This is a genomic window from Engelhardtia mirabilis (assembly GCF_007748095.1).
Taxonomy (GTDB): Bacteria; Planctomycetota; UBA1135; order UBA1135.
In genome coordinates this window covers 6,732,856-6,755,076 of sequence record NZ_CP036287.1, presented here as the reverse complement: position 1 = coordinate 6,755,076, position 22,221 = coordinate 6,732,856, and the positions used below count along the sequence as shown (strand labels likewise).

Annotated in this window: 24 protein-coding genes; 15 read left to right on the top strand and 9 right to left on the bottom strand. The window is 70.1% G+C overall.

The window, feature by feature from the left end:
* Positions 1 to 110: 110 nt before the first annotated feature.
* From Pla133_RS24895 to Pla133_RS24840, 13 genes are read left to right on the top strand one after another with little or no spacing between them, the layout of a single operon-like run.
* Complete coding sequence (locus Pla133_RS24895; RefSeq protein WP_145070444.1) at positions 111 to 740, top strand: flagellar biosynthetic protein FliO; 630 nt, start codon at positions 111 to 113, stop codon at positions 738 to 740.
* A complete protein-coding gene (gene fliP, locus Pla133_RS24890) occupies positions 737 to 1,570 on the top strand; it encodes a flagellar type III secretion system pore protein FliP (protein WP_145070442.1) in 834 nt (277 codons plus the stop codon). The genes Pla133_RS24895 and fliP overlap by 4 nt, the downstream gene beginning before the upstream one ends.
* A gap of 7 nt (positions 1,571 to 1,577) precedes the next feature.
* Positions 1,578 to 1,853, top strand: coding sequence for a flagellar biosynthetic protein FliQ (locus Pla133_RS24885; RefSeq protein WP_145070440.1), 276 nt, complete (start codon positions 1,578 to 1,580; stop codon positions 1,851 to 1,853).
* Positions 1,854 to 1,872: 19 nt separating this feature from the next.
* Positions 1,873 to 2,649 carry a flagellar biosynthetic protein FliR gene (locus tag Pla133_RS24880; RefSeq protein WP_145070438.1) on the top strand — a complete coding sequence of 259 codons (777 nt, stop codon included), beginning with the start codon at positions 1,873 to 1,875 and terminating at the stop codon, positions 2,647 to 2,649.
* A 3-nt stretch (positions 2,650 to 2,652) separates the two neighbouring features.
* Positions 2,653 to 3,765, top strand: coding sequence for an EscU/YscU/HrcU family type III secretion system export apparatus switch protein (locus Pla133_RS24875; protein WP_419191946.1), 1,113 nt, complete (start codon positions 2,653 to 2,655; stop codon positions 3,763 to 3,765).
* A complete protein-coding gene (flhA, locus tag Pla133_RS24870; RefSeq protein ID WP_145070434.1) occupies positions 3,762 to 5,927 on the top strand; it encodes a flagellar biosynthesis protein FlhA in 2,166 nt (721 codons plus the stop codon). The genes Pla133_RS24875 and flhA overlap by 4 nt, the downstream gene beginning before the upstream one ends.
* 15 nt (positions 5,928 to 5,942) lie before the next feature.
* Entirely contained in the window at positions 5,943 to 6,947 is a 1,005-nt protein-coding gene (locus tag Pla133_RS24865; RefSeq protein ID WP_145070432.1) for a flagellar biosynthesis protein FlhF, read from the top strand.
* Positions 6,944 to 7,771, top strand: coding sequence for a nucleotide-binding protein (locus Pla133_RS24860; protein WP_419191945.1), 828 nt, complete (start codon positions 6,944 to 6,946; stop codon positions 7,769 to 7,771). The genes Pla133_RS24865 and Pla133_RS24860 overlap by 4 nt, the downstream gene beginning before the upstream one ends.
* A 9-nt stretch (positions 7,772 to 7,780) precedes the next feature.
* Positions 7,781 to 8,044, top strand: coding sequence for a hypothetical protein (locus Pla133_RS26785; protein WP_145070428.1), 264 nt, complete (start codon positions 7,781 to 7,783; stop codon positions 8,042 to 8,044).
* Positions 8,045 to 8,087: 43 nt separating this feature from the next.
* Positions 8,088 to 8,816: a sigma-70 family RNA polymerase sigma factor gene (locus tag Pla133_RS24855; protein ID WP_145070425.1), complete on the top strand. Its 729-nt coding sequence runs from the start codon at positions 8,088 to 8,090 to the stop codon at positions 8,814 to 8,816.
* A gap of 11 nt (positions 8,817 to 8,827) precedes the next feature.
* Complete coding sequence (locus tag Pla133_RS24850; protein WP_145070422.1) at positions 8,828 to 9,040, top strand: hypothetical protein; 213 nt, start codon at positions 8,828 to 8,830, stop codon at positions 9,038 to 9,040.
* A gap of 5 nt (positions 9,041 to 9,045) precedes the next feature.
* Positions 9,046 to 9,825, top strand: a complete 780-nt coding sequence (locus tag Pla133_RS24845; RefSeq protein WP_145070420.1) for a hypothetical protein — start codon at positions 9,046 to 9,048, stop codon at positions 9,823 to 9,825.
* Positions 9,822 to 10,454 (top strand): hypothetical protein, encoded by a 633-nt coding sequence (locus Pla133_RS24840; RefSeq protein ID WP_145070417.1) that lies wholly within the window; start codon positions 9,822 to 9,824, stop codon positions 10,452 to 10,454. Before Pla133_RS24845 ends, Pla133_RS24840 begins: the two co-directional genes overlap by 4 nt.
* Positions 10,455 to 10,739: 285 nt before the next feature.
* Here the strand turns inward: Pla133_RS24840 and Pla133_RS26780 are convergent, their stop codons facing one another.
* Complete coding sequence (locus Pla133_RS26780; RefSeq protein WP_419195414.1) at positions 10,740 to 10,952, bottom strand: hypothetical protein; 213 nt, start codon at positions 10,950 to 10,952, stop codon at positions 10,740 to 10,742.
* Positions 10,953 to 11,428: 476 nt separating this feature from the next.
* Positions 11,429 to 12,016, bottom strand: a complete 588-nt coding sequence (locus Pla133_RS24835) for a hypothetical protein (protein WP_145070415.1) — start codon at positions 12,014 to 12,016, stop codon at positions 11,429 to 11,431.
* A 152-nt stretch (positions 12,017 to 12,168) separates the two neighbouring features.
* Between Pla133_RS24835 and Pla133_RS24830 the strand changes: the two genes are divergently transcribed.
* Positions 12,169 to 14,988, top strand: coding sequence for a M1 family metallopeptidase (locus Pla133_RS24830; protein ID WP_145070413.1), 2,820 nt, complete (start codon positions 12,169 to 12,171; stop codon positions 14,986 to 14,988).
* 2 nt (positions 14,989 to 14,990) lie between these two features.
* Positions 14,991 to 16,028, top strand: a complete 1,038-nt coding sequence (locus tag Pla133_RS24825) for a hypothetical protein (protein ID WP_145070411.1) — start codon at positions 14,991 to 14,993, stop codon at positions 16,026 to 16,028.
* A gap of 48 nt (positions 16,029 to 16,076) precedes the next feature.
* Here the strand turns inward: Pla133_RS24825 and Pla133_RS24820 are convergent, their stop codons facing one another.
* The 7 genes from Pla133_RS24820 to sfsA form a co-directional block, all read right to left on the bottom strand.
* Positions 16,077 to 16,556 carry a hypothetical protein gene (locus Pla133_RS24820; protein ID WP_145070409.1) on the bottom strand — a complete coding sequence of 160 codons (480 nt, stop codon included), beginning with the start codon at positions 16,554 to 16,556 and terminating at the stop codon, positions 16,077 to 16,079.
* 17 nt (positions 16,557 to 16,573) lie between these two features.
* Complete coding sequence (locus Pla133_RS24815) at positions 16,574 to 18,412, bottom strand: hypothetical protein (RefSeq protein WP_145070407.1); 1,839 nt, start codon at positions 18,410 to 18,412, stop codon at positions 16,574 to 16,576.
* Positions 18,409 to 19,074 (bottom strand): PulJ/GspJ family protein, encoded by a 666-nt coding sequence (locus tag Pla133_RS24810; protein ID WP_145070405.1) that lies wholly within the window; start codon positions 19,072 to 19,074, stop codon positions 18,409 to 18,411. The genes Pla133_RS24815 and Pla133_RS24810 overlap by 4 nt, the downstream gene beginning before the upstream one ends.
* Positions 19,071 to 19,499, bottom strand: a complete 429-nt coding sequence (locus tag Pla133_RS24805) for a type IV pilus modification PilV family protein (RefSeq protein ID WP_145070403.1) — start codon at positions 19,497 to 19,499, stop codon at positions 19,071 to 19,073. Before Pla133_RS24805 ends, Pla133_RS24810 begins: the two co-directional genes overlap by 4 nt.
* A gap of 131 nt (positions 19,500 to 19,630) precedes the next feature.
* Entirely contained in the window at positions 19,631 to 20,659 is a 1,029-nt protein-coding gene (locus tag Pla133_RS24800) for a TIGR00341 family protein (protein ID WP_145070401.1), read from the bottom strand.
* Between the two features lie 146 nt (positions 20,660 to 20,805).
* On the bottom strand, positions 20,806 to 21,468 hold the full coding sequence (locus tag Pla133_RS24795; RefSeq protein WP_419191943.1) for an HAD family hydrolase: 663 nt from the start codon (positions 21,466 to 21,468) through the stop codon (positions 20,806 to 20,808).
* 11 nt (positions 21,469 to 21,479) lie between these two features.
* On the bottom strand, positions 21,480 to 22,181 hold the full coding sequence (gene sfsA / locus Pla133_RS24790) for a DNA/RNA nuclease SfsA (protein WP_145070398.1): 702 nt from the start codon (positions 22,179 to 22,181) through the stop codon (positions 21,480 to 21,482).
* Between the last annotated feature and the right edge of the window lie 40 nt (positions 22,182 to 22,221).

The window sequence follows — 22,221 nt, the reverse complement described above, 5'->3', positions numbered from 1 at the left end:
TCCGGTCGCGTTCGGGGCAGCGCCGCCGGATCCCGGCTTCGGGTCCAAGGCTGGGACTGTCGCGATTCGCCCCTGGGGCCCCGGGGCCCCGCCCTCCGAAAGGTGTGGGCATGTTGGACGCCTTCGGACTGGCCGTCGCCAGTGTCGCGAAAATCGACACGGCGGGAGGCGTGGGGATCGAGTGGACCCGCTACCTGATGGCCTGCATCGGGATCCTGAGCCTGTTGGGCCTGGGTGCGATCGGCCTGCGCAAGTTGGTCCAGGGCACCGCCCAGGGCCGCGCCATGCGCCGCTCCCTGAAGGTCATCGACGTGCTGACGATCGGGCGCAAGCAGCGCCTGGTCGTGGTCTCCTGCTACGACCGCACCCTGGTGTTGGGCGTGGGCGAGAAGGAGGTCTCGCTGGTGGCCGAGGTCGACGGGGAGCCGGACGCGGTCCCGCCGGTTCCCGCACCCGCGCGCCAGGCGGCGCCGGCCGGTCGCTTCTCCGAGCTGCTCGCGCGCATCGGCGCGGAGCTCGGGCCCGAGGCCACCTCTGCAGCCGCCGACCGGGTGCGCGCCCGCGCGGGCGCGGGCGCCGGCGACGTGGACGCCCAGCGCGAGTTGGTGCGCCGCGTGGCCGCCGCCAAGGGCGCGGGCCGCCGCCGCCAGGCCGCCCCGCAACCCGCCGCGGCCCTACCCCAGAGGCGCCAGACCGCCACCGTGGCCGACGCCCTGCGCGACGGAGGGTTGCTCGGATGAGCCGCACCCACCGCAACTGCCTGCGCGCCCTGGTGGCGCTGATCGTGTTGCTGTTCGCCAGCCCCACGGTCTCGGCCCAGATCGCCGAGGACAAGTACATCGCCGAGGCCGGCACCTCGACCCTGGTCGACGGCCTCGACGGCGAGGACGGCTACTCGGGCGCGGATCAAACCGAGTTGCCCGAGGACCAGCGCCTGAGCTCGGCGATCGAGATCGTCCTGGTCCTGACGGCGCTCTCGCTGCTGCCCGCGGCGCTGATCTCCGTCACCTCGTTCACGCGCATCGTGATCGTGCTGTCCTTCGTGCGTCGCTCCCTGTCGACCAACGAGCTGCCGCCGACACCGATCATCATCGGCCTGGCGCTGTTCCTGACGAGCTTCGTGATGGGGCCGGTGATCACCCGCGTCCACCAGGAGGCCTACGTGCCCTACTCGCAGGGCGAGATGGACTCTGGCGAGGCCCTGGATTTGGCTTGGGGCGAGCTCTCGGGGTTCCTGCTGGCCAACACGCGCCCCGGCGAGCTCGCGCTGTTCACCGAGATCGCCGGCCTCGACGAGGCGGAGATCCAGTCCGCCGGGCTGCCCTTCAACGTGGTCGTGCCGGCCTTCGTGCTCTCGGAGCTCAAGACCGCCTTCCAGATGGGCTTCCTCTTGTTCCTGCCCTTCCTCGTGATCGACCTGGTGATCGCCAGCGTGCTGCTCTCGATGGGCATGTTCATGCTGCCGCCGGTGATGATCTCGACCCCGTTCAAGATCCTCTTGTTCGTGCTCGTCGACGGTTGGCACCTGATCTGTCACTCGCTCGTGACTTCCTTCGCAACCGCGGCCTGAAGCAGCCATGGAACTCGACCTCAAAGTCGTCGATCTGGCGCGGGACATGATGATCGTCACGATCATGCTGTCGGCGCCGGTGCTCTTGTGCGGCATGGCCGTCGGCCTCTTGGTGAGTCTGTTCCAGGCCCTGACGTCGATCCAAGAGCAGACCCTCAGCCTGGTGCCGAAGATGCTCGCCGTGATCCTGGTCACGCTCGTGCTCCTGGCGCCGGCGCTCTCGCTCTTGCGCGACTACGCGAGCGAGATCTTCGGACAGATCAAGGTCTTCGGCCTGTCCTGAACGGCGCCGACGGAACAACGTGAACCCGCTCCTGGATCCCGCCAACATCGAGGCCTTCGGCCTGTACCTCGTGCGTACCAGCACGATGGTACTGGCCGCGCCTCTGTTGGGTCAGACGCTCTCGTCGTCGGGCACCAAGATCGCGCTGATCATCGCCCTGTCGGCGGTCTCCTTCTCGGCCAGCGGCGAGCCACTGCCCGAGGTGTACGCGGCACCGATCTTCGCGGTGATGGCCCTGCGCGAAGCCCTGATCGGCTTCTTCCTGGCCCTCATCATGCAGCTCGGCGTGATGGTGGTGCGGGTCATGGGCGAGCTCTTGAGCCTGGACATGGGGCTGCAGATGGCGAACCAGGTCGACCCCGGCACCGGCGTGTCTTCCTCGATCGTGACGCTCATCTACGAGGGCTTCGCGATCCTGGGGCTCTTGGCGGTCAACGCGCACCACTGGGTCGTGCAGAGCCTGGTCGATTCCTTCGAACGCGCGCCGGTGGGGAGCATGAGCGCCCAGCTCGGCGTGACCGACTTCGTGGTGGGTCTGTTCGGCGAGGCGATCAGCGCCGGGGTCGCCTTCGGCGCGCCCTTCATGGTCCTGATGGCGATGGTCTCGGTGATGGTCGGCCTGCTCGCTCGCACGGTGCCGCAGATCAACGTGCTGGAGCTCGGCTTCACCCTGCGCGTGGGCGTGGCCCTGATCGTGATGCTGATCCTGAGTCCGGTGATGGCGCCCCTGTTCGGCGGCATCTTCGAGGACGTGCGCTACTGGACCGCGAGCGGGCTCGACGCCCTGGGAGGTTGAATCGTGTCCGACGAAACCCCCAAGGAAGAGAAAACCGAAGACGCAACCCCGAAGAAGCTCGAGGAGGCGCGCGAGAAGGGCAGCGTGGCGATCAGTCAGGAGTTCATCGCGGCCATGATGCTGGTCGGCGCCGGCGTCTCCATGTCCATGGGCGGGCCCCAGTTGCTGGAGTCCATCGGCGGGCTGACCGCGCGCACGGTGGAGCAGCTCGGCGAGCTGTCGCGCGGGGAGATCACGGTGCCCGACGCCGCGATCATCATGAAGGCCCAGGTGATGGGCATCACCGCGCCGCTGCTCTTGACCCTGGCGCCGATGCTGGCCGTCGGCCTGGTCGCCGGCTACGGGCAGATCGGCTTCCGGATCGCCGGCAAGGCGCTCGAGTTCGACCTCACGAAGCTCGACCCGATCAAGGGCAGCAAGCGCCTGCTCGGGGCACGCGGGGCGATGCGACTGGGCCTGGCCATGCTCAAGCTCGTGGCGATCACCGCCGCCCTGGTCACGGCGGTCTACCTGCAGTTGCCGCGGGTCTTCGACATCGCCGGCAACGAGTTGGGCCCGTCCCTGCGCGGAGGCATGTCGATCATCCTGGTCGCGGCGGCCGCGGCCCTGATCGTGATCCTGCTGATCTCGGTCCTCGATCTGATCTACCAGCGCCGCCAGTTCGCCAAGGACAACCGCATGAGCAAGTCGGAGGTCAAGCGCGAGCACAAGCAGGACGAGGGCGATCCCCACGTCAAGGCGCGCGTGCGCCAGATCCAGCGCGAGATGGCCACCGGGCGGATGATGCAAGAGGTGCCCGAAGCGACCGTCGTGGTCACCAACCCGACGCACTACGCCGTGGCCCTGTCCTACGAGCCCGACGCCGAGGGCAACCTGCCGGCCGCGCCGCGGGTGGTGGCCAAGGGCGTCGACGACCTGGCCCAGCACATCAAGGCGATCGCGACCCAGGCTGACGTCCCGCTCTACGAGGACGTGCCCCTGGCGCGCGCGCTCTACGCCAAGGCCGAGGTCGGCGACATGGTGCCGGCCGACCTGTTCCAGGCCGTGGCCACCGTGATCCAGTACGTCTGGCGTCTCGAGGGGCGCGGTCCGAAGGCTGAGGCCCAGGGCGCATGAGCGAGCTTGCCGAGAACGCCGCCGCCAGTGGCGAAGCGCCGACCAGCTTCGGTGCCGGGATCCTGAAGCGCGCGGACCTGCTGGTCGGCGGCGGCGTGCTGGCGTTGATGATGACGCTGGTGATGCCGCTCCCGCCCTGGGTGCTGGACTCGCTGCTGACTTTCAACATCGCCTTCTCCCTGTTGATGCTGCTGGTCACCATCAACGTGCGCGATGCGGCGGAGCTGTCGGCATTCCCGACCATCTTGCTGTTCGGGACGTTGATGCGGCTGGGGCTGAACGTGGCGAGCACGCGCCTGATCCTCTCCGGCGGCGACGCCGGCTCGGTGATCAGCGCCTTCGGCGCCTACGTGGTGCGCGACAACATCGTCGTGGGCCTGATCGTGTTCCTGATTCTGGTCATCATTCAGTTCGTGGTGATCACCAAGGGTGCGGGCCGGATCAGCGAAGTGTCTGCACGCTTCGTGTTGGACGCCATGCCCGGCAAGCAGATGGCGATCGACGCCGACCTCAACGCCGGCCTGATCGGCGCCGACGAGGCCCGCGCCAGGCGCCAGGCGATCGCTGGCGAGGCCGAGTTCTACGGGGCCATGGACGGCGCCTCCAAGTTCGTGCGCGGCGACGCCGTGGCGGGCTTGATCATCACCTCGCTCAACCTGGTGGTCGGCATCGCCGTGGGCGCGGCCGGCGGGCTCGACTTCGGCGAGGCCGCCGAGCGCTACAGCCGCCTGACGATCGGCGATGGCCTGGTGAGCCAGATCCCCGCGCTGTTCGTCTCGACCGCCGCGGCGGTGCTCTCGACCCGCGCCTCCGGCCGCCAGAGCCTGAGCCAGAACCTGATCGCCCAGATCGGCGGGCGCCCGCGCGCCACGGCCACGGTGGCGGTGATGATCTTCGCCCTGGCCTGGGTGCCGGGGATGCCGCGCCTGCCGTTCATGCTGCTGGCCAGCTTGATGCTGATCGGCTGGCAGTTCACCCGCGGGGCCGACGGTCCGCGGGCCCTGCTCGAGCGCGCCGGCGTCCTCGAGGACGACGGGCCCGCGTCCAAGCCCGCCGACGAGGTCGATCCGGACGACGCGGCCAAGCAGGCCGAGGAGCAGGAGATCCTCGAGCTGCTGTCGGTGGACCGCATCAGCCTCGAGATCGGCTATCGCCTGATCCCGCTGGTCCAGGACAAGCAGGGCACCGGCATCCTCGACCACGTCGCCAACCTGCGCAAACGCATCGCGGGCACCCAGGGCCTCGTCCTGCCGCCGGTGCGGGTCAAGGACAACGTGCGGCTCGAGCCCGGCGCCTACCGCATCGTGATCGGCGGCGACGAGGTCGCGCGCGGCGTGATCGAGGCCGGCAGCTACCTGGCCATGGACGGCGGGCAGACCACCGGCAAGGTCAAGGGCAAGGAGACCATCGACCCCGCCTTCGGCTTGCCGGCCTGGTGGGTGAGTGCGTCGGATCGCGACGAGGCCGAGATCCTCGGCTACACCGTGATCGACTCCACCAGCGTGCTCGTCACGCACCTCAGCGAGGTCCTGCGTGCGCACTTGGGCGACATCCTGAGTCGCGACGACGTGAAGGACCTGGTCGAGAACGTCAAGCGCGTCGCACCGGCGGTGGTCGAGGAGGTCGTCCCCGATCGCGTGGGCTACGGGCTGCTGCAACAGGTGCTACGCAACCTGCTGCGCGAGGGTGCTCCGATTCGCAACATGCCCGCGATTCTCGAGGCCCTGGCCGACCAGTCCGAGCGCACCAAGGACGTGGACGCCCTGACCGAGGGCGTGCGCCAGCGCCTGGGCCGCTCCCTGTGCGAGCAGCATGCGGACGCCGACGGGATCCTGCACGCGGTGACCCTCGACCCCGACGTGGAGGCCCGCATCGCCCACGCCGTGGGCAGCGGCGGTCCCGCGGAGAACGAGGCCCAGTCGGCGCCGATCGGCCCGGCCTGGCTGCGCGAGCTGGTCGAGCGCGTCGAGGGCTCCATGTCGGAGGCCTCGCGCGGCGGGCGCGAGGTGGTGCTGCTGGTGCGTTCCAACGTCCGGCGCTTCGTGTCCGAGTTGGTGCGCGCGTCCCTGCCCAAGGTCGCGGTCCTCAGCTACGGCGAGGTCACCGCGGCGGGCAGCATCGAGACCCAGAAGATCGTCCGCATGGACGACGACCCCAGTTGATCCGAGGCGAGTGACATGCAGATCCACCGAGTCAGGGGCAAGGACCTTCGCGACGCGCTGACGCGCGCGGCGCAGATCTACGGGGAGAAGGCCGCCTTCCTTTCACAGGAGAAGGGCCCCCTGGGGGACGTGACCATTGCCGTCGGCATCGAAAGCAGCGCGCGAGAGCGCCTGGCAGCGGTGGGCTTCGGCGACGAGCCGCCCAAGAGCCACGGCTTGACCGACGTGCTGCCCTCCCTGGACCCGGGACTGCGCGACCTGCGCCGGCGCCTGCGCGCCAGCGGTTGCAGCGGCGAGTGGACCGAGCAGATCTGCGCCGCGGTGACCGCCACCGGACAGCGCGGGACCCACGCCATCGACGCCGCCGCGGCCGCCCTCTCGCGCCAGCTCTCGATCGCGCCCGCACCCAAGGCCACCGGCCAACCGCGCTTGATCGCGATGGTCGGTCCGACCGGGGTCGGCAAGACCACCACCGTGGCCAAGCTCGCGGACAGCCTCTCGCGCGCCGGTCGCCGCATCGCCATCTGCGCCCTGGACGCCTACCGCGCCGGTGCCGTGGACCAGCTGCGCGCCTTCGCCGATCGCATGGAAGTGCCCCTGTGGGCGCCGCGCAGCAGCGCCGAGTTGAGCGCTCGCGTAGAGGCCAGCGGCCCCCTCGACGCGATCCTGGTCGACACCACCGGCCGCAGCCCCAACGATGCCCGCGAGCTGGGCCGGATCCAGACCAGCCTGGCCGAGCTGGCAGACTTCGGTCCCACCGCCGCCTACCTGGTGCTGTCCGCGACCACCGGCATGCGCAGCCTCGAGCGCGCTCACCGGGCCTTCGCGCGCCTGAACCCGGAGGGCCTGGTGATCACCAAGCTCGACGAGACCGACGAGCCCGCGCCGGCGGTCGAGCTGGCCGTGCGGGCGCGCCTGGGCGTGGCCTTCCTGTGCGACGGCCAGGAGATCCGCGGCCACCTGCACCGTCCTTCCCGCGATCGCCTGGCCGACCTGGTCCTGCGCGGGAGGCTCGCGTGAATCAGCAGGCCGCGAACCTCGCCACCGCGACCCTGCGCGGGCCCCGGCGCCAAGCGCCCCTGGCCCTGGTCACCGGCGGCAAGGGCGGCGTGGGCAAGAGCACCCTCGTCGCCAACGTCGGTCTGGCCCTGGCGGGGCGCGGGCTGCGCGTGTTGGCGGTCGACCTGGACTTCGGCCTGGCCAACCTGCAAGTGCTGCTGCGCCGGGACCCGGCTCGCAACCAGGAGGACTGGTTCTGCGGCCGAGCCCAGCTGCGCGAGTGCCTGTGCACGGTCGAGCCGGGCCTCGACCTCCTGCCGGCGAGCTCGGGCGAGCTGGAGATGGCGCGACCGGACAGCAGCCGTCGCCGGCGCCTGCTCGAGGGGCTGGCGGAGCTGTCCGTCGACTACGACCTGATCCTGGCCGACAGCGCGGCGGGCATCGGTCCCGACGTCCTGGGCTTCGCGATCGAGGCCGACCACGTGCTGGTCGTGACCACTCCCGATCCCGCCGCCCTGACCGACGCCTACGGGCTGATCAAGGCCTTCGACGCCGCGGCGCGCGAGGCCCGCCTCGAGCTGCCGACGCCGGAGGTGCTGGTGAACATGGCCGGGGATCCCCAGGAGGCCCAGCGCGTCAGCGACCGGCTCACCGCGGTCTGCCAACGCTTCCTGGCGCGTCGGCCGCGCGTCCTCGGGCATCTGCCCCGCGGCCGCGAGGTCGTGGCCGGGTCCGCGCGCCAGGAACCCTTCGTGCGCTCGGCGCCGAGCTCGGCGGTGGCCCGCGCCTTGGAGACGATCACCCTGCGCTACGAACGCCTGGCCCGAGCCGTCGTCCGCCCCTGACGCAGTCCGATGGCCAAACGAGCAAGAACTGCCTGCCCCCCGGCGTGGATGGCCCTGGGACACCGCTTGGCGGTGGCCGCCGGCGCCGCCTGTGGGTTGCTCTCACTGCTGTGGGACGCGCCGGCGGAGACAGCCGCCCTGCGCGGCGTCCTGGCCTGGGTTGCAGTCCTGGCACACTTTCGCCTCTCGGCGAAGGCACTGGGATGGAGGCTCCGGCAGGAGGCTGCCGAAGAAAGGGCAGCCAACGAGGCTGCGGCGGCGGAGGGCAATTGACCCCCCGTCTCGCCCTGGCCCTTGAACCCACCACGCCCCAGCCGTGACCCCCTATCAACAAGCCAGCCAGCTCGACCCCGGCGCTCGCGAGGCGTTGATCCTCGAGCACCTGCCGCTTCTGCACCACATCGTGGGGCGGCTCGCGGTGGAGCTGCCGGCGCGGATCGACCGCGACGACCTCCTGGGGTACGGGATGCTGGGCCTGATCGCCGCCGCCGACGGGTTCGACCCGGGGCGCGGGTTGCAGTTCTCGACCTACGCCTTCCCGCGCATCCGCGGCGCGATCATCGACGAGCTGCGCAAGGCCGACTTCCTGCCCCGCGGTCGCCGCGAGCGGGTGCGCGACCTGGACACCGCCCGCCGCGGGCTGGAGCAGTCCCTGGGCCGTCCGCCCAGTCCCGAGGAACTCGCCGGGGCCCTGGAGATCTCCGAGGAGGAGGTCGACCAGATCCTGTCCTCCGCGCGCACCAGCATGGTCGTCTCACTCGACGACGGCCCGACGGAGGACTTCGGCGCGCTCTTGGCCGATCCGCGTTCGGAGGATCCGGTCGACAGCGCCGAGTGGGTCGAGATGAAGCGCGTCCTGGCCCGGGCGATCGGCGAGCTGCCGGACAACGAGCAGACCGTGATCTCCCTGTACTACGCGGAGGGCCTCCTGCTGAAGGAGATCGGCGAGGTGCTCGGCGTGACCGAGTCGCGCGTCAGCCAGCTCCACAGCCGCGCCGTCTACCGCCTCAACGTGTCCCTGCGGACCGACCTGGGAGAGGGCTGAGCCGCCGCGCCATGACGATCATCAAGCGCGATCGCGTTCAACTGGACGCACGCCGAGCCGACCCGCCGGCGGCGCTGCCCGGTTCGTCGAAACACGAGAAAGCAGCACGACTGGTGCGCCTGGAAGGGCGCGTGGTCGGCATCGAATTCACCTGTTCCTGTGGGGAGCGATCGCTCATCGAAGTCGAGAGCGACGATCCCGCGGGAGACGTCACGGAGGAGTGACAGGCATGAAGCACCAACGATTCGCCACGGCCCAGCTCGGGTTGCTCTGCACCCTCGGCATGGCGTCCTGCGCCGGGCCCCTCTACTACGCACGACCGGGCGCGACGCCCGGGAGCCAAGCAGCCGGCTCCGGCCAACTGCAGCAGGCCTACTCGCCCGCGCAGTCCGCGGGCATGTCGGGCTGGGCACCGCAGGTTCGCGGCGGCTCGGAGCTGGGCCAGGGCGGCGGCGCCTACTCGGCCACGCCCCCGGGGCAAACGGCGGCCGCCGACGCGGCGCGCGTGGTCGGTCCGGGTTCGACCGGCATCACCGCCCCCTTCACCCAGAAGCCCGGCCCGACCACGCCGCTCTACGGCGACGGCGGGGTGGTCTACGCCGAGCCGGCGGGCAGCCGCATGGCCCTGGACGCGCCCGCCCGCGACCTGGAGCCCGGCGGCACCGGTCGTCCGCTGATGCTGCAGCAGTACCAAGCGGTGCTCGAGGAGCGCGACTCGCTGCGGATCGAGGTGGAAGCCCTCACGGGCCAACTCGAGTTGATGCAAGAGCGCATCGTCGAGTTGCAGCACGACCTCCAGGCCGGCGACTTCGGCCGCGCCGAGCTCGAGCAGGTGCAGAACACCAAGGACAAGCGCATCGCCGACCTCGAGGCCCAGAACGCCGACCTGTCGGCGCGCCTGGTCACGGCCCAGATCCGACGTCTGGAGTCGGAGAAGGACCTGATCCAGATCCTGATCGACAAGCAGCGCGCGGTCCCGGCCCCCGCGGCCGGCGCGAAGCAGCCGTGATCGCGCGCGTCGCCACGGCCGCGGTCCTGGCCGCAGGGTCGCTCCTCGCGGGCTGCATGGCGCCCACCGTCCCGCTGCTCTCGCACGCGCGGGTCGCGCCCGACTTCGACACCTACGCCATCGCGCGGGTAGCCGTGCTGCCCGTCGACGGTCCGCCCGACGCGGACGGCCCGCAAGGCCCGGAGCTGCGCGCCCTCCAGGAGGACTTCACCTCCTTCGTCGCCTCCGGCACGCCCTACGAGGTCATCGCCCTGCGCGCCTTCGACCTCGACGAGCTGCCGCTGCACTCGCCGCGCCTCGACGGCCACTGGTCGATCGACGGGCTCCTGGGCGTCGCCGAGCGCTACCGCGTCGACGCCGTGCTGCACCTCGAGATCACCCGCGAGCGCGTCTACGCGCCCCTGGCCGTGGGCCTCTACGCCGAGCTGGTCTCCGTCGACACGGGACAAGTGATCTGGAACGCCAGCGTCGAACTCGACGCCACCGACGAGCCCGTCCGCAAGGCCCTGGTCGCCTACTACGGCCGCGAAGACGGCGCCCGCGACGGCGGCTCCCGCTGGGAAGTGGCGCTCAGCTCGCCCCAACGCTTCGTGCGCTTCGCCGCCTGGCAGCTCGCGCAGCAGCTCTGAGCGGGGCGCCTGCCCATCGAGGTCGGCGCGCGGGCTAGAGTCGGACTAGTGTCCTGGTTCAGGAATTCGGCGTCACTTCCCGGGCTCCGATCGCCGCTGGCGTCGCCAGCGCCTCCTCCGAGTATCGCAGCGGATACGCGTCGTCGGCTCGCCTAGCCAGCATCGATCGGACTTCCGGGCCGTGACGCCGAATTCCTGAACCAGGACACTGGTCGACCTGTCAGCGTCCTCGGTGCTGTGCCCCGCATTCGCCCAGACCTGCCTCGTGCGCGGCCTCGGCCTTCATCAGGGCCACGACGTGCTGGAGCGCACGGGCAACACCGGCACGGCCTGGATCGATGACCGCGCGCCGGCGCAGGACTGCGCGAACGACTTCAGTAGTCGTGCGATTCGCGCCGCGGCTGCGGCACAGCTGATCCAGGCGAACATGACGGCGAGCCAAGGTGCGTGGTTCATCGACTGCAAGACGAAGCTCTCCGGCTGCGAGCTTGAAGCCAAGGGCCAGATCCATTCCCGACTGCCGTGGCCGGCGACTTCCAGCTCGGCACCGGCTCGTCGGCGATCATCTCCGGCCCCTGGAGCGCATCCATCGCCTGGTCGAGGCCCATGTCGCGGTTGGTCCTGGCGACCGATGGGCGAGCTCGCGAGAGGGCGGCTTCGGCTCGCGGCCACGGCGGCCTTGCCCAGTCGACTGCCCTCCAACCAAGAACCCCGTCGCACCTAGTGTCCTGGATCAGAAATTCGGCGTCACTTCCCGGGCTCCGATCGCCGCTGGCGTCGTTGCGCCTCCTCCGAGTATCGCAGCGGATACGCGTCGTCGGCGCGCCTAGCCAGCATCGATCGGACCTCCGGGCAGTGACGCCGAATTTCTGATCCAGGACACTAGCGGAGCGCGACGGGGTTCAGTGGTCGGGCCGAGGCCCGCACGAGACAGGATGGGGCAGCAGCGAGGTCGAGGGGGTCGACCCCTCTGATCAGCCGAGCTGGTCCACGGACTTGCCGAGGATCGCGGCGGCGGCTCGTTCGAGGCGCTCGGGCGAGTTGAGGCGGCCGCTCTGGTAGAGCTCGCGCAGGGCGGCCAGGCGGTCCGGGGGCGTGGCGGCGTTGTCCACCACGCGGGCGGCGGCGCGGGCGCTCTCGGAGAGGTCGATGCGGTCGAGACCGGTGACCTGGCGGGCGGCAGGGGCATCGGTGCGCGCCTGGCCGGCTTCCTCGAGGGCCTGGTTCTTCAGCCGGTGGGCCTGGATCCGGGCGGTCTGGTGGTCGCCCGTCGTCGGCAGGGGCACCGGGGTGCCTTCGGCTTCCTGCATCTTGAGGCGGTGGGCCTGGATGCGGGCGGTCTGGTGGTCGTCCGTCGTGGGCAGGGGCACCGGCTTGGCCTCGGCCTCCTGCATCTTGTGACGGTGAGCTTGGATTCGGCGGCTGCCGCCCTCGTGGCGGTTGTCGGTCTCGCCGCCCTGCTCGAGGCCCTGTTGCTTGAGGCGGTGGGCTTGGATGCGGGCCGTCTTGTGGTCGGCGGCCTGGCTGCGGCGGAAATTGGGGTCGTTGCTGCGGATGTCCATGTCGGATTCCTTCTGGCCCTTCTGGGAAGTCCTGAGGCCAGCCTCTTTATCGGAGCCCTCCGTGCGGGCATGAGCGGATTCGCCTAGAATCCTGGGCGTGCCCGTGGGGCCTCTCGCCTCCCTCGTCCCTGCGGCTCAAGTCTCTATCCTGCATGGATTTAGGAAGCCATCGAGCCACGGGCACCGGCGCCGGGCAGCCGCCCTTCACGGGGCTGATCGAGCTACTCTCATCGGCCGGCCTGGCCTGCCTGCTGTTGGCTCCGGCCGCAGCGGCGTGCCAGGAGGGGGAAGATAGTTCCGGGTCCGTGGAGTTCGTCGCCCCAGTCCAGGGGAGCCCACAGTCCCAGGGCGCGGGCCTCCAAGAGCCCGAAGGACCCCCGCAGCCCAGGCGGGTCGAGAGCGGCGGCGGGCCCCGGCGCGACAGTTTCGTCCAGGGGCCGGTCCTCGAGACCCTGGGCGCGGGCGGCCGCTGCCGCACGGACTACACCATCCGGGCGCGGGTCGAGCCGATCGTCGTCGACGGCCAGCCGCGCTTCGACCTGTCCGGCCGCGAGACCCTGCGTTGGACCAACAACACCTCGGACTCGGTCGAGGAGCTGTGGTTCCACCTCTACCTCAACGCCTTCGCGAACAACCGCACCACCCACCTGACCGCGGCGGGCGGGCGCCTGCGCGGTCACCTGATGACCGACGGCTGGGGTTGGAGCGAGATCGAGTCGATCCGGCTGCGGCGGGCAGACGGCAGCGAGCTGGACCTCGCGCCGAGCCTGACCTGGGAGCAGCCCACCGACGGAAACACTGCCGACCGGACCGTGTTCCGGGTCGAGCTGCCCGAGGCCGTGGAGCCCGGGGAGACCGCCGAGGTCCTGGTCGATTGGTCGTCGCGCCTGCCGCGGGTGCGCCGCCGCACCGGAACCAAGGACGACTTCCTGCTGGTCGCCCAGTGGTTCCCGAAGCTCGGCGTCTACGAAGAGGGGCGCGGATGGAACTGCCACCAGTTCCACGCCTTCAGTGAGTGGTACGCGGACTACGGCACCTACGACGTGGTGCTCGACCTGCCGGCCGAGTTCGCCGATCGGGTCTATGCCAGCGGCGTGGAGACGCGCGAGCTCGCGCGCGGGGATCGGGTCGAGGTCAGCTTTGCGGCGCCGTCGATGGACGACCGCGAGCGCCCCGATCCGGAGTCGGGCCGCGAGCTCCTGGTCCACGACTTCATGTGGACGGCCGATCCCGACTTCTACACCAAGTCCAAGACCTTCCGCTTCCAGGAGTGGGCCGACCGCTACCCCGAAGAGGTCGAGCGGGCGCGCCGGGCCTTCGGCGAGGACTTCGTTCCCGGCCTGCGCGAGGTGACCGTCGAGGCGCTGATCCAGCCCGAGCGCGAGGTCCAAGCCGATCGCCACATCCACGCCACCTGTGCCGCGCTGTTCTTCTACGGCCTGTGGTTCGGCGAGTACCCCTTCGAGCGCATCACCGTGGTCGACCCCGCGTGGGGCGCCTCGGCCGCGGGCGGCATGGAGTACCCGACGATCTTCACCGCGGGCACGCGCCTGTTCAGCCATCCCTGGATGCACTCGCCCGAGGGCGTCACCGTGCACGAGGCTGGGCACCAGTGGTTCTACATGCTCTCGGGCAACAACGAGTTCGAGGCCGCCTGGCTGGACGAGGGCCTCAACTCCTACGCCGACTCCGAGGTGATCGCTCGGGTCTGGGGCGACAGCCAAGACACCACCAGCTACGGCGGGGTGCCCCTGCGCGGCGTGCGGCTCCTGCGCGTCGGCACCGGCTCGGCGGGCAGCGCCATGGCCCTGCGGCGAGTGCCCGTTCCGCCCCTCGAGTGGCTCGGGTTGGACGACTTCGCCCAGGTTCGACCGGTGCGCTCCAGCGGCTTCGTCGACTGGTGGCGCGACCAACCGCTGCTGACCGCGGCGCCGCGCGAGAGCGACCCCCGTTGGAGTGACCGCAGCGGCTACCTCTCGAACGCCGACCGCGACCCGATCGACAACTGGGCCTGGAACTCGGTCGATCGCGGCAGCCACTACACCAACACCTATGCGCGCACGGCGACGGTCCTGCGCTCGACGCCGGCCTTCCTGAGCGCGGCCTCGGGTCAGGACGGCGACTCGGCATTCTTGCGCGGTATGCGGGCCTTCGCCCGGGATTGGCGCTTCGGCCATCCCTACCCCGACGACTTCTTCAACTCGTTCGAGCAGGGCACCGGGCTCGACCTCGAGCTCGGCTGGTACTTCGACGAGATGTTCCGCGGGACGGGCACGGTCGACTGGTCGATCGGGGTGTCCCAGCGTCGCGAGGGCGCGGAGCTGGGCGCCTTCATGGACGAGGACGGGCGCTTCGTCATCGAGGAAGCGGGCTCCGACCCGAGCGCCGATGAGGCGCAGGCGGGTGATGGTGAGCTGGGCCTGGAGCCGGCGGAGCAGCCGGGCGTCGGAGGGGCCGGGGACGGAGGGGCCGGGGACGGAGGCGACATCGGCGGCGGAAGGGCAGCGGCTGCCGGGGGCGCAGAGGATGCGAGCCCAGCCGCGACCGGTGGACCGACGACCTTGGATGGTCCCGCTGGTTCCGACTCCGACGACTCTTCCACCGAGAGCGCCGCGAGCTCCGACACGGACGGCCCGGACCGCCCGTGGACCGTTGAAGTGACCGTCGAGCGCAGCGGCTCCCTCTCCCTACCGGTGCTCGTGCGCCTCGAGTTCGAGGACGGGGCCATCGAGGAGTACACCTGGACCCGCGAAGAACAGCTCGGGCGGCGCTGGATCAAGCTCACCTACGCCAGCGCCTCGAAGTTGAAGAGCGCCGCCGTCGACCCCGACCGCGGCTACTTCATCGATACCGACCGCTCGAACAACGAGTGGTATGCGGACTCCGAGTCGGTCACCGCCCTGCGTTGGGCCGAGCGCGTGTTCGGCCAAGCGGCCCACGCGATGCACTGGTACAAGGGTTTCGGGGGCTGACCATGGAACTGTCCTCCGAACGCGGGCGCGCCCGCCTCGACACGCCCGTCTTTCTCGTCGCCCTGCGGCGTGCCTTCGTGCGACCGATGGCCTGGGTCTTCAGCTCCATCGGCGTGTGCGCCCTGGCCTTGGTGGTGACCCTGCCGACCCACGCCTGGGTCGCCGACACGGTGGCCACGCGCTATGCCCCCGGCAGTCAGGCGTTCAACATGGACGCGACCTTCCGCACCGACCAGGCACAGGGACTGTCGCAGCTCTACGACTCCCTCGCGACCACGGCCGGTTGGCTGGCATTGGTGGCAGTCTTCTTCGGCGTGTTCACCGCCGGCGGTTGGCTCGGCACCCTGCTCGACCCCTCGCGCACCAGTGTCACGCGGCGCTACTTCCACGGGGGCGTGCGCTACTTCTGGCGTTTCGTGCGCCTGTCGCTGCTGTTCCTGGTGCTGACCGACATCGCAGGGCGTCTGTTCCTTGGCGATACCTGGCGCCAGGTCGTGCTCGAGGGCTGGATGGGCTGGCCCGGCGGCGACAGCGAGTTCGCCACCAGTGAGCTGACCGTGCGTCGCCTGGTCTGGCTCCAGGACGGCCTCTACGCCCTGACCTTGTCCGGCCTGTGGACCTGGGCGACCTACACCCGCGTGCGGATCGCGTTGCAGAGCCAGAGTTCGGTCGTCTTCGGCTCCCTGCGCGCGCTCGGGACCATCCTGCGCCACCCGATCCAGACCCTGCGTCCGATGGCGCTCCTGTTCGTGGTCGACTTCGCGTTCCTGTTGGGCTGCGGGGCGATCGCCGGGCCGCTACTGCAAGAGGGCCTGCGCGAGTCGGCCAGCCTGTGGCGGGTGCTCGCCCTCTTGGGGCTGACCGTGACCACGGTCGTGGTGCGCCAGATCTTCGACGGAGCGCGCTACGCGGCGGCCCTGGCGGTCAGCTCGCGGGTCGTGCGGCCCAAGCGCGCCGACCCCTGGAAGGAGCGCATCGGCGGGCCCGGCGGGCCCCAGTACCCGATCTCCGACGAGGACGAGTTCCAGATTTCCATGTAGCCGCCCGCGGCGTAGGCCGCGGTTTTGTGCCTGGCACCTGACGTCCGCCTACGCCGCTCGGTCGATCGCTCCGGAACTCGACTCGTCGTCGCCCTTGCCCTGGCGCTCGGCGATGTCCGCCCGCAGAGGCTCCGTCACTTCGTTGAGCAGGTCACACACGTCCTGCAGGTGGTCGCCCTTGCGGATCGTGAGTGCGGAACTCCGACGCCCCGCGGCCACGTCGCGCATGAAGTTGCGGAAGCCGACCATCGGGCCGAAGACGCGGAAGGTGCCCAGGAGCGAGAGGAACACCAGCCACGGGACCGTGACTGCCAGGGTGATGCCTGCGTTGAGCGCCAGGGCTCCGGGCACGTCGGTCATCAGGGCCCGACCGTCATTGGGCAATTGCTCGGCCAGGCGGCCGATCATGAAGCTGGTCAGGGCCGTCTGGATGAAGACGGCGCTGGTCGAAGCCAGCAGCACGATCAGCGCGAAGCGCAGTTGCAGGTCCCGGTCGACCAGGATGCGGGTACGTCGATTGGGTTTCATGGCGACGGGGGCGTTGATCACCAGATCGCAGCGTCGTAGACGTTGACGAAGGAAGGTGTGAAGGGGGGCAGCTCTTCCGGGTCCGTGAAGTCCTCGTTGAAGGTCCAGACCCGGCTGGGGGCGAGGTAGTAGTCGTCACCGAGCACGAACTTGCCGGTCGCGTAGCGGCTGTAGCCGGTGCAGACGATCGAGCCGTGGATCGCGGCCTCGACCCCACCCGACCAGTCCTCGTGGTAGCGAGCGAGGTTGACCGCGCCGCCGTTCTGGTAGCCGGCCTCGGGGCGCGAGTCTCCCATCACCATCGCGCAGTTGTAGATGGTGTCGCTGGCCTTCGGCAGCTCGCCGGGCTCCTTCGTCCCGTCCCAATCGTTCGACAGCAGATTGATCGAGTCCGCCATCACCGCGGCCGGGTTCTCACTGGCGAAGTTGTAGTCGCCGTGGATGTAGATCGAGTTGGGCGAGACGACCGTCAGGTCACCCTTGAGGTGCTTGCCCTCGGTGAGCTGGAAGCCCTTCACGTCCGTACCCTCACCGGCGCCTTCGCCCGCCAGGTACAGCAGGCCGTTGGCCGGGAAGTAGCCCAGTTGGCCCAGACGCTTGAGGTCGATGATCGTGTTCTGGATGTACTCGTCGCTGCCGTCCGCCTGGCGGGCGTCGTACAGCTCGGAGGCCTCGATGGCGTCGGAGATCTCGGCGGTGAGGTCGTTGCCCTCCTTGTCGTAGGCGTTCCAGCTACCGTCCTCGTGGCTGATGATCGAGAGGTCGGCGTTGGCGTACCAGGTGCCCTTGGAGTGGGTGCCGTTCCCTGGCGTGGCCTCGATGTAGGTGCCAGTCAGGTCGTCCCACATCAGGTCATCGCCCTCCACGTACATCTCGAACGACTCCAGCGGCGGCATCTCCACCTGGTGGTCGCCGTGCTCGACGCTCTGCAGCGTGTTGCCGGTGCCGTCGCCCTTGTACCCATCCGGCGGCGAGAAGCGCTCCAGGACCTCGGCCATGTAGGGCGCGATGTCTTGCCAGTCGTCGAAGTCGTCGTCGTCGTTCGCGTCGTAGCCTTCGGTGAAGCTCGAGTCGAGGCCGTTGTCGGCGTCGATACCCATGTCGCGCAGGCTGTCGCGGGTCGGCAGGGTCTCGTACTCCTCGGGCTCGCCGGGGTGGAAGGGGTCCTCGACCCAGCGCCGAATCTGCGGATCCACGGCCTGGCCTTCCCACCAATCCTCCCAACCCTCGTACCACTCGTCCCAGGGCGCACCGAGGTGCACCTCGCCCGCGACGCGGATCACGTTGGTGTTGAAGACCAGATCGCGGCGCGAAAGGATGTGCAGATCGCCGTTGGTGTGGACTGGACCGTTGATCTCCAGGGGTGCCGGGTTCCAGAAGATCAGATCGTTCTCGTGCATCAGGGCGTACTGGAACATCGGCACGGAGCGCGCCACGACCAGTCGGCGGACGCGGCTGCGCGTGCCCTCGTGTTCGCCGAAGGCCTCGATGCGATAGAGCTGATCGTTGCCGGTCAGGCCGGAATCGTCTTTCGTCGTGGTCATCGCGCCCACGGTCTCGATCGTGTAGCTCCCGCTGCCGGTAGTCATCACGAGCCTGCCGTCGGCCGGCACCTCTTCACCGACCATCAGGGAAGTCTTGATCCGCGCTGCGGCCTCCTCGGCGGCGGCCGCAGCGACCTCTTCGGCGGCAACTCGCCGCGCGTTGCCCTGGGCCAGTCGGCTGGCGGAGCCCGAGACCGAGACGGAGACCATGGTCGTGGCCAAGACCGCCATGGCGATGAAGGCGGTCCAAACCAGCAGGGAGCCCCGCCGTCGGCGCGCTCCGTGGAGGTGTTGCGAGGTGCGTAGCTTCAAACTCCGAGTCCTCCGTTGGCAAGTACGAAGACTTCCGTCGAGGTGCGCGTCAACTCGCGCCCATTGGGTTCCTGGCGACCCAGGACGAATTGCACTCGCACCCCACGCAAGGGGATCTCGAAGCCGGTGTCCGAGGTCGTCTCGCAGCGCAGATACAGGGCGCGGCGGGAGAGAATGCGATCAGCCGCTTCGGTCGAGCGCAGCACGAGATCGTTGAATCCCTGCGCGTTGGGCACCAGCAAGAGGGCGCGGCGCTCGTCGGACCATTGGACCGCGTTGTCAGCGTCGAGGTCGGGCCAATCGTCGCCGTCGGCGTCGCTGGCCACCAGGTAGGCGAGCTCGGTCGGATCGACCTCGCTGAGCGCCTGGGGGTCGTCGTGCTGGAAGTCGACCAGGACGCTCTGGCCCGGGTCGAAGATCAGCGGGAAGTCCTGGCCGTCGACCGTCGCGTAGCCCGAGCGCCCCAGCTCCCGCCGCAGGTTGCGGACCACGTCGAGGACTTCGGCTTCGAGATCGAGCCGGATCGACTGGGTGTCGGTCAACGAGCGACTGCGCGTCGTCGCCAACAGGAAAGCGCCCACGATCGAACCGAACAGGGTCAAGGTGATCGAGATCTCGATCAGCGTGAAGCCCCGTCGCGACCGCGCACCCGCAGGCCTCAACGCAGCACCCCCGCCATGGTCATCTGCCGCTGGTGGCCGGTCAGCGAGGTCCAGGTCAAGGTGGTGCGGACTTCGAGGGAATCGGGCATGTCGTCGGCGGCGGGGTCGAACCCGGGGGTGTCGAGCACGACGGATTGTCCCGCGAGCAGATCCTGGGCCACGGGAACCTCGCCGCCGATCTGCACCGCCGCCTCGCCGGCTACCAGTTGTTCCAGGTCGACCTCGAGCACCGACTCCAGGGCCGCATGGACGACGCCAACGGCCACGTTGGTCTGCTGGGCTTCGGTCATGAGCCGGTTCGCATCCAACTGGGCGTGAGCCGCCGCCATGACACTGACGAGCAGGATCGTCGAGCAGACGACGAGCTCGAGCATGGACATGCCGCTGCGGCCAGACATGCGGTGGGGCAGAGTGGGGACTCGCATGGGTACCTCTTCCAGACCCTGAGGGATCGGAGGACCACCGGCCCCGCTTGAGACCATCGGCCGAATCTGGACCGGACCCCTCGAATGGGCTCCTGGAGCTGCGCCGCGCCTCAGGGGCGCCGGACCCCGAGTCAGGTCTCCAGCCAGCCCAACTCGGTGGCGGCGATGAAGACCGCGGCCACGGCGAGCAGGGCGATCCAGACCGTCAGCGCGTGCCTGGAGCGCCGCGCCGACGCCTCGGCCTCCCACCAAGCCCGTGGCCGGATGCCCCGGCCCAGGAAGGTGGCCACCGCAGCCAGGATGACGCAGATCACGTTGGCGGCGACGACCATGGCGGCGGACCCGGCCGCGCCCGGGTGGCCGCTGGCCAGCAGCATGCCCGTCACCACCAGGGGCGGCATCAGGGCCACGGCCACCATCACGCCCACTAGAGAGCTCTTGGCGCCGGCCGTCAGCGCGAGGGCGCCGGCGGCCCCCGACGCCAGGGCCAGGGCCAGGTCGGCGAAGCCCAGGTGGGTGCGGGAGGCGACCTCGACTCCGAAGGGCTCGGTCAGGGGGAAGAGCGCGCCGATCAGGATCGCCAGCCCCAGCCCCGCGCCGGCCCCCACGGCGTTGCAGCGGATCGAGCGGCTGAACAGCTCGCCGTCGCCCAGGGTCGTGGCCAGGGCCAGGGACATGTTCGGGCCCAGGAGGGGTGCGATCACCATTGCGCCCACCACCACCGCGACGTTGCCCTGCACCAGCCCCACGGCCGCCACCAGGGCCGACAGCAGCACCGTGATCAGGAAGACGTCGTCGACCTCCGCGCCCTGGGCCAACTGGGTCTTGAGCTCCTCACGGCTGACGGAGCGGGTGGAACGCCAGGGCCAGCGACTCGGCGGGGCTTGGTTGGGCTCGGGCTCGGGGTCCTCGCGCGCGCGCTCGGGCAGCACCGCCGAGACTTCGAGCACGGCCGCGTGCAGGTCCGACTCGCCCGGGAAGTGATTGCTCAACTCGTCCAAGAGGGGCGCCACGTCCTGGCGGTCGACCACCACCTGGCAGTAGGCGCGCGACTCGTTCTCGTCCAACCACAGGGCGTCGTAGCCCGCGGCTTCGACGACGCTCCGCACCAGCCCGGCTCGGGCCAGGGGAACGCGGATCGCGACCAATCGCAGGGGCATGGGGGCAGTCTAGCCCCGGGATAGCCCGATCAGCGAAGGGCGGCATCCTGCGCGGACCCGTGCACCGCGCCGGAGCAGTCGATATCGGCGCTCCGGCTCACGCGGGCGAACACGTCCGCTCGTGATCCTGGGCCGGGCTGCCGGTCTCAAGCGGACTCCGGCCCCAGGCTCAGGACCTGCCAGCCCCGCTCGGCCGCGACCCGCGCGAGGATCGGATCGGGGTCGACCGCGATCGGCTCGGCCACGGCCTCGAGCAGGGGCAGGTCGTTGTGCGAGTCGCTGTAGAAGCGGCTGTGGGTCAGGTCGTCCCAGGTGAGCCCGCCGTTCGCGAGCCACTCGGACACGTGCAGCCGTTTGCCCTCGCGCAGGCAGGCCGGCCCCACCTGGCGCCCGGTGAACGCGCCATCGCGTTCCTCGTAGCGCGTGCCGAGGGTCGCGTCGACGCCCAGCGCCGCACCGATCGGCCAGGTCAGGAAGTGGTTGCTGGCGGTCACCAGCAGCACCGCGTCGCTCTCCGCCCGCGCCCGCGCGAGCCAGCCCCGCGCCACCGCCGGCACGCTGGGCAGCATGCGCTCAGCGACCAACTCGTCGCGCAGCTCGGTCAAGAGCTCCAACTCGTGGGAGCGCAGAATGGCCGTGTACCAGGCGAAGTAGGCGTCCAGGTCCAGTTCGCCGCGGTGGTAGTCCGCGCAGAACTTGACGTGGGGCGTGGGGTCGATCAGGCCCCGCTCGCCCAGGAGCGTCGCCCACTCCACTTCCGTGTCGCGCGGCGTCAGCGTGCCGTCGAGGTCGAACAGGGTCAGTCGCAAGGGTCGGTCCGTCAGTCGAGCAGGACTTCGAGCGGCTCGGCCACGGCCAATCGATCGCGGCGCACCTGCGACGAGTAGGCCAGCACCTCGACCCCCGCCGCCGCCGCCGCGCGCAGGCCCGCGCAGTAGGCCGGGTCGATGTCGTCCGCGGGGCGGAAGCAATCCACGTCGGCCCGACTGATGAAGAAGAACTGCACCGCGCGCATGCCCTGGCGCACGACCTCGGTCAACTCGCCGAGATGCTTGAGCCCGCGCGAGGTGACGGCGTCGGGGAAGCGCGCCGTGCGGCCCTCGGCCAGGGTCGTGTTCTTGATCTCCACGTAGCAGGGCGGGCGATCGTCGTCCTCCAGCAAGAGGTCGATGCGGCTGCCCGTGCCGTACTTGACCTCCGGCCGTACCGAGGCGTAGCCGGTCAGCTCGGGGATCTGCCCCGCCTCGACGGCGGCGCGCACGACCTTGTTCGGCAGGCCCGTGTCGACGTTGACCCACGAGCGCCCGATCTTGATCGCCTGGAAGGTGTGGCGCAGCTTGCGAGTCTCCGACTGGCTGTCGCGCAACCAGGCCTGGGCGCCCTCGACCAGACAACCCTTGAGGCTGCCGGTGTTGGGGCAGTGGGCCGTGACCACCGAGCCGTCGTCGAGCTCGACGTCGACGAAGAAGCGCTTGTAGCGGCGCTGGAAGCGGCCTTCGAGCAGCGGGGCGTCGATACGCATGGCGGGCATTGTGACGGCGTCCCGCCCGAGGTCGAGGGTG

Coding starts and splice junctions, on each gene's coding strand:
- Pla133_RS24805 (WP_145070403.1), bottom strand. CDS start 19,499: ATGCGAGTCCCCACTCTGCCCCACCGCATGTCTGGCCGCAGCGGCATG.
- Pla133_RS26785 (WP_145070428.1), top strand. CDS start 7,781: ATGGCCAAACGAGCAAGAACTGCCTGCCCCCCGGCGTGGATGGCCCTG.
- Pla133_RS24835 (WP_145070415.1), bottom strand. CDS start 12,016: ATGGACATCCGCAGCAACGACCCCAATTTCCGCCGCAGCCAGGCCGCC.
- Pla133_RS24885 (WP_145070440.1), top strand. CDS start 1,578: ATGGAACTCGACCTCAAAGTCGTCGATCTGGCGCGGGACATGATGATC.
- Pla133_RS24850 (WP_145070422.1), top strand. CDS start 8,828: ATGACGATCATCAAGCGCGATCGCGTTCAACTGGACGCACGCCGAGCC.
- Pla133_RS24800 (WP_145070401.1), bottom strand. CDS start 20,659: ATGCCCCTGCGATTGGTCGCGATCCGCGTTCCCCTGGCCCGAGCCGGG.
- Pla133_RS24865 (WP_145070432.1), top strand. CDS start 5,943: ATGCAGATCCACCGAGTCAGGGGCAAGGACCTTCGCGACGCGCTGACG.
- Pla133_RS24895 (WP_145070444.1), top strand. CDS start 111: ATGTTGGACGCCTTCGGACTGGCCGTCGCCAGTGTCGCGAAAATCGAC.
- Pla133_RS24820 (WP_145070409.1), bottom strand. CDS start 16,556: ATGAAACCCAATCGACGTACCCGCATCCTGGTCGACCGGGACCTGCAA.
- flhA (WP_145070434.1), top strand. CDS start 3,762: ATGAGCGAGCTTGCCGAGAACGCCGCCGCCAGTGGCGAAGCGCCGACC.
- Pla133_RS24845 (WP_145070420.1), top strand. CDS start 9,046: ATGAAGCACCAACGATTCGCCACGGCCCAGCTCGGGTTGCTCTGCACC.
- Pla133_RS24825 (WP_145070411.1), top strand. CDS start 14,991: ATGGAACTGTCCTCCGAACGCGGGCGCGCCCGCCTCGACACGCCCGTC.
- sfsA (WP_145070398.1), bottom strand. CDS start 22,181: ATGCGTATCGACGCCCCGCTGCTCGAAGGCCGCTTCCAGCGCCGCTAC.
- fliP (WP_145070442.1), top strand. CDS start 737: ATGAGCCGCACCCACCGCAACTGCCTGCGCGCCCTGGTGGCGCTGATC.
- Pla133_RS24830 (WP_145070413.1), top strand. CDS start 12,169: ATGGATTTAGGAAGCCATCGAGCCACGGGCACCGGCGCCGGGCAGCCG.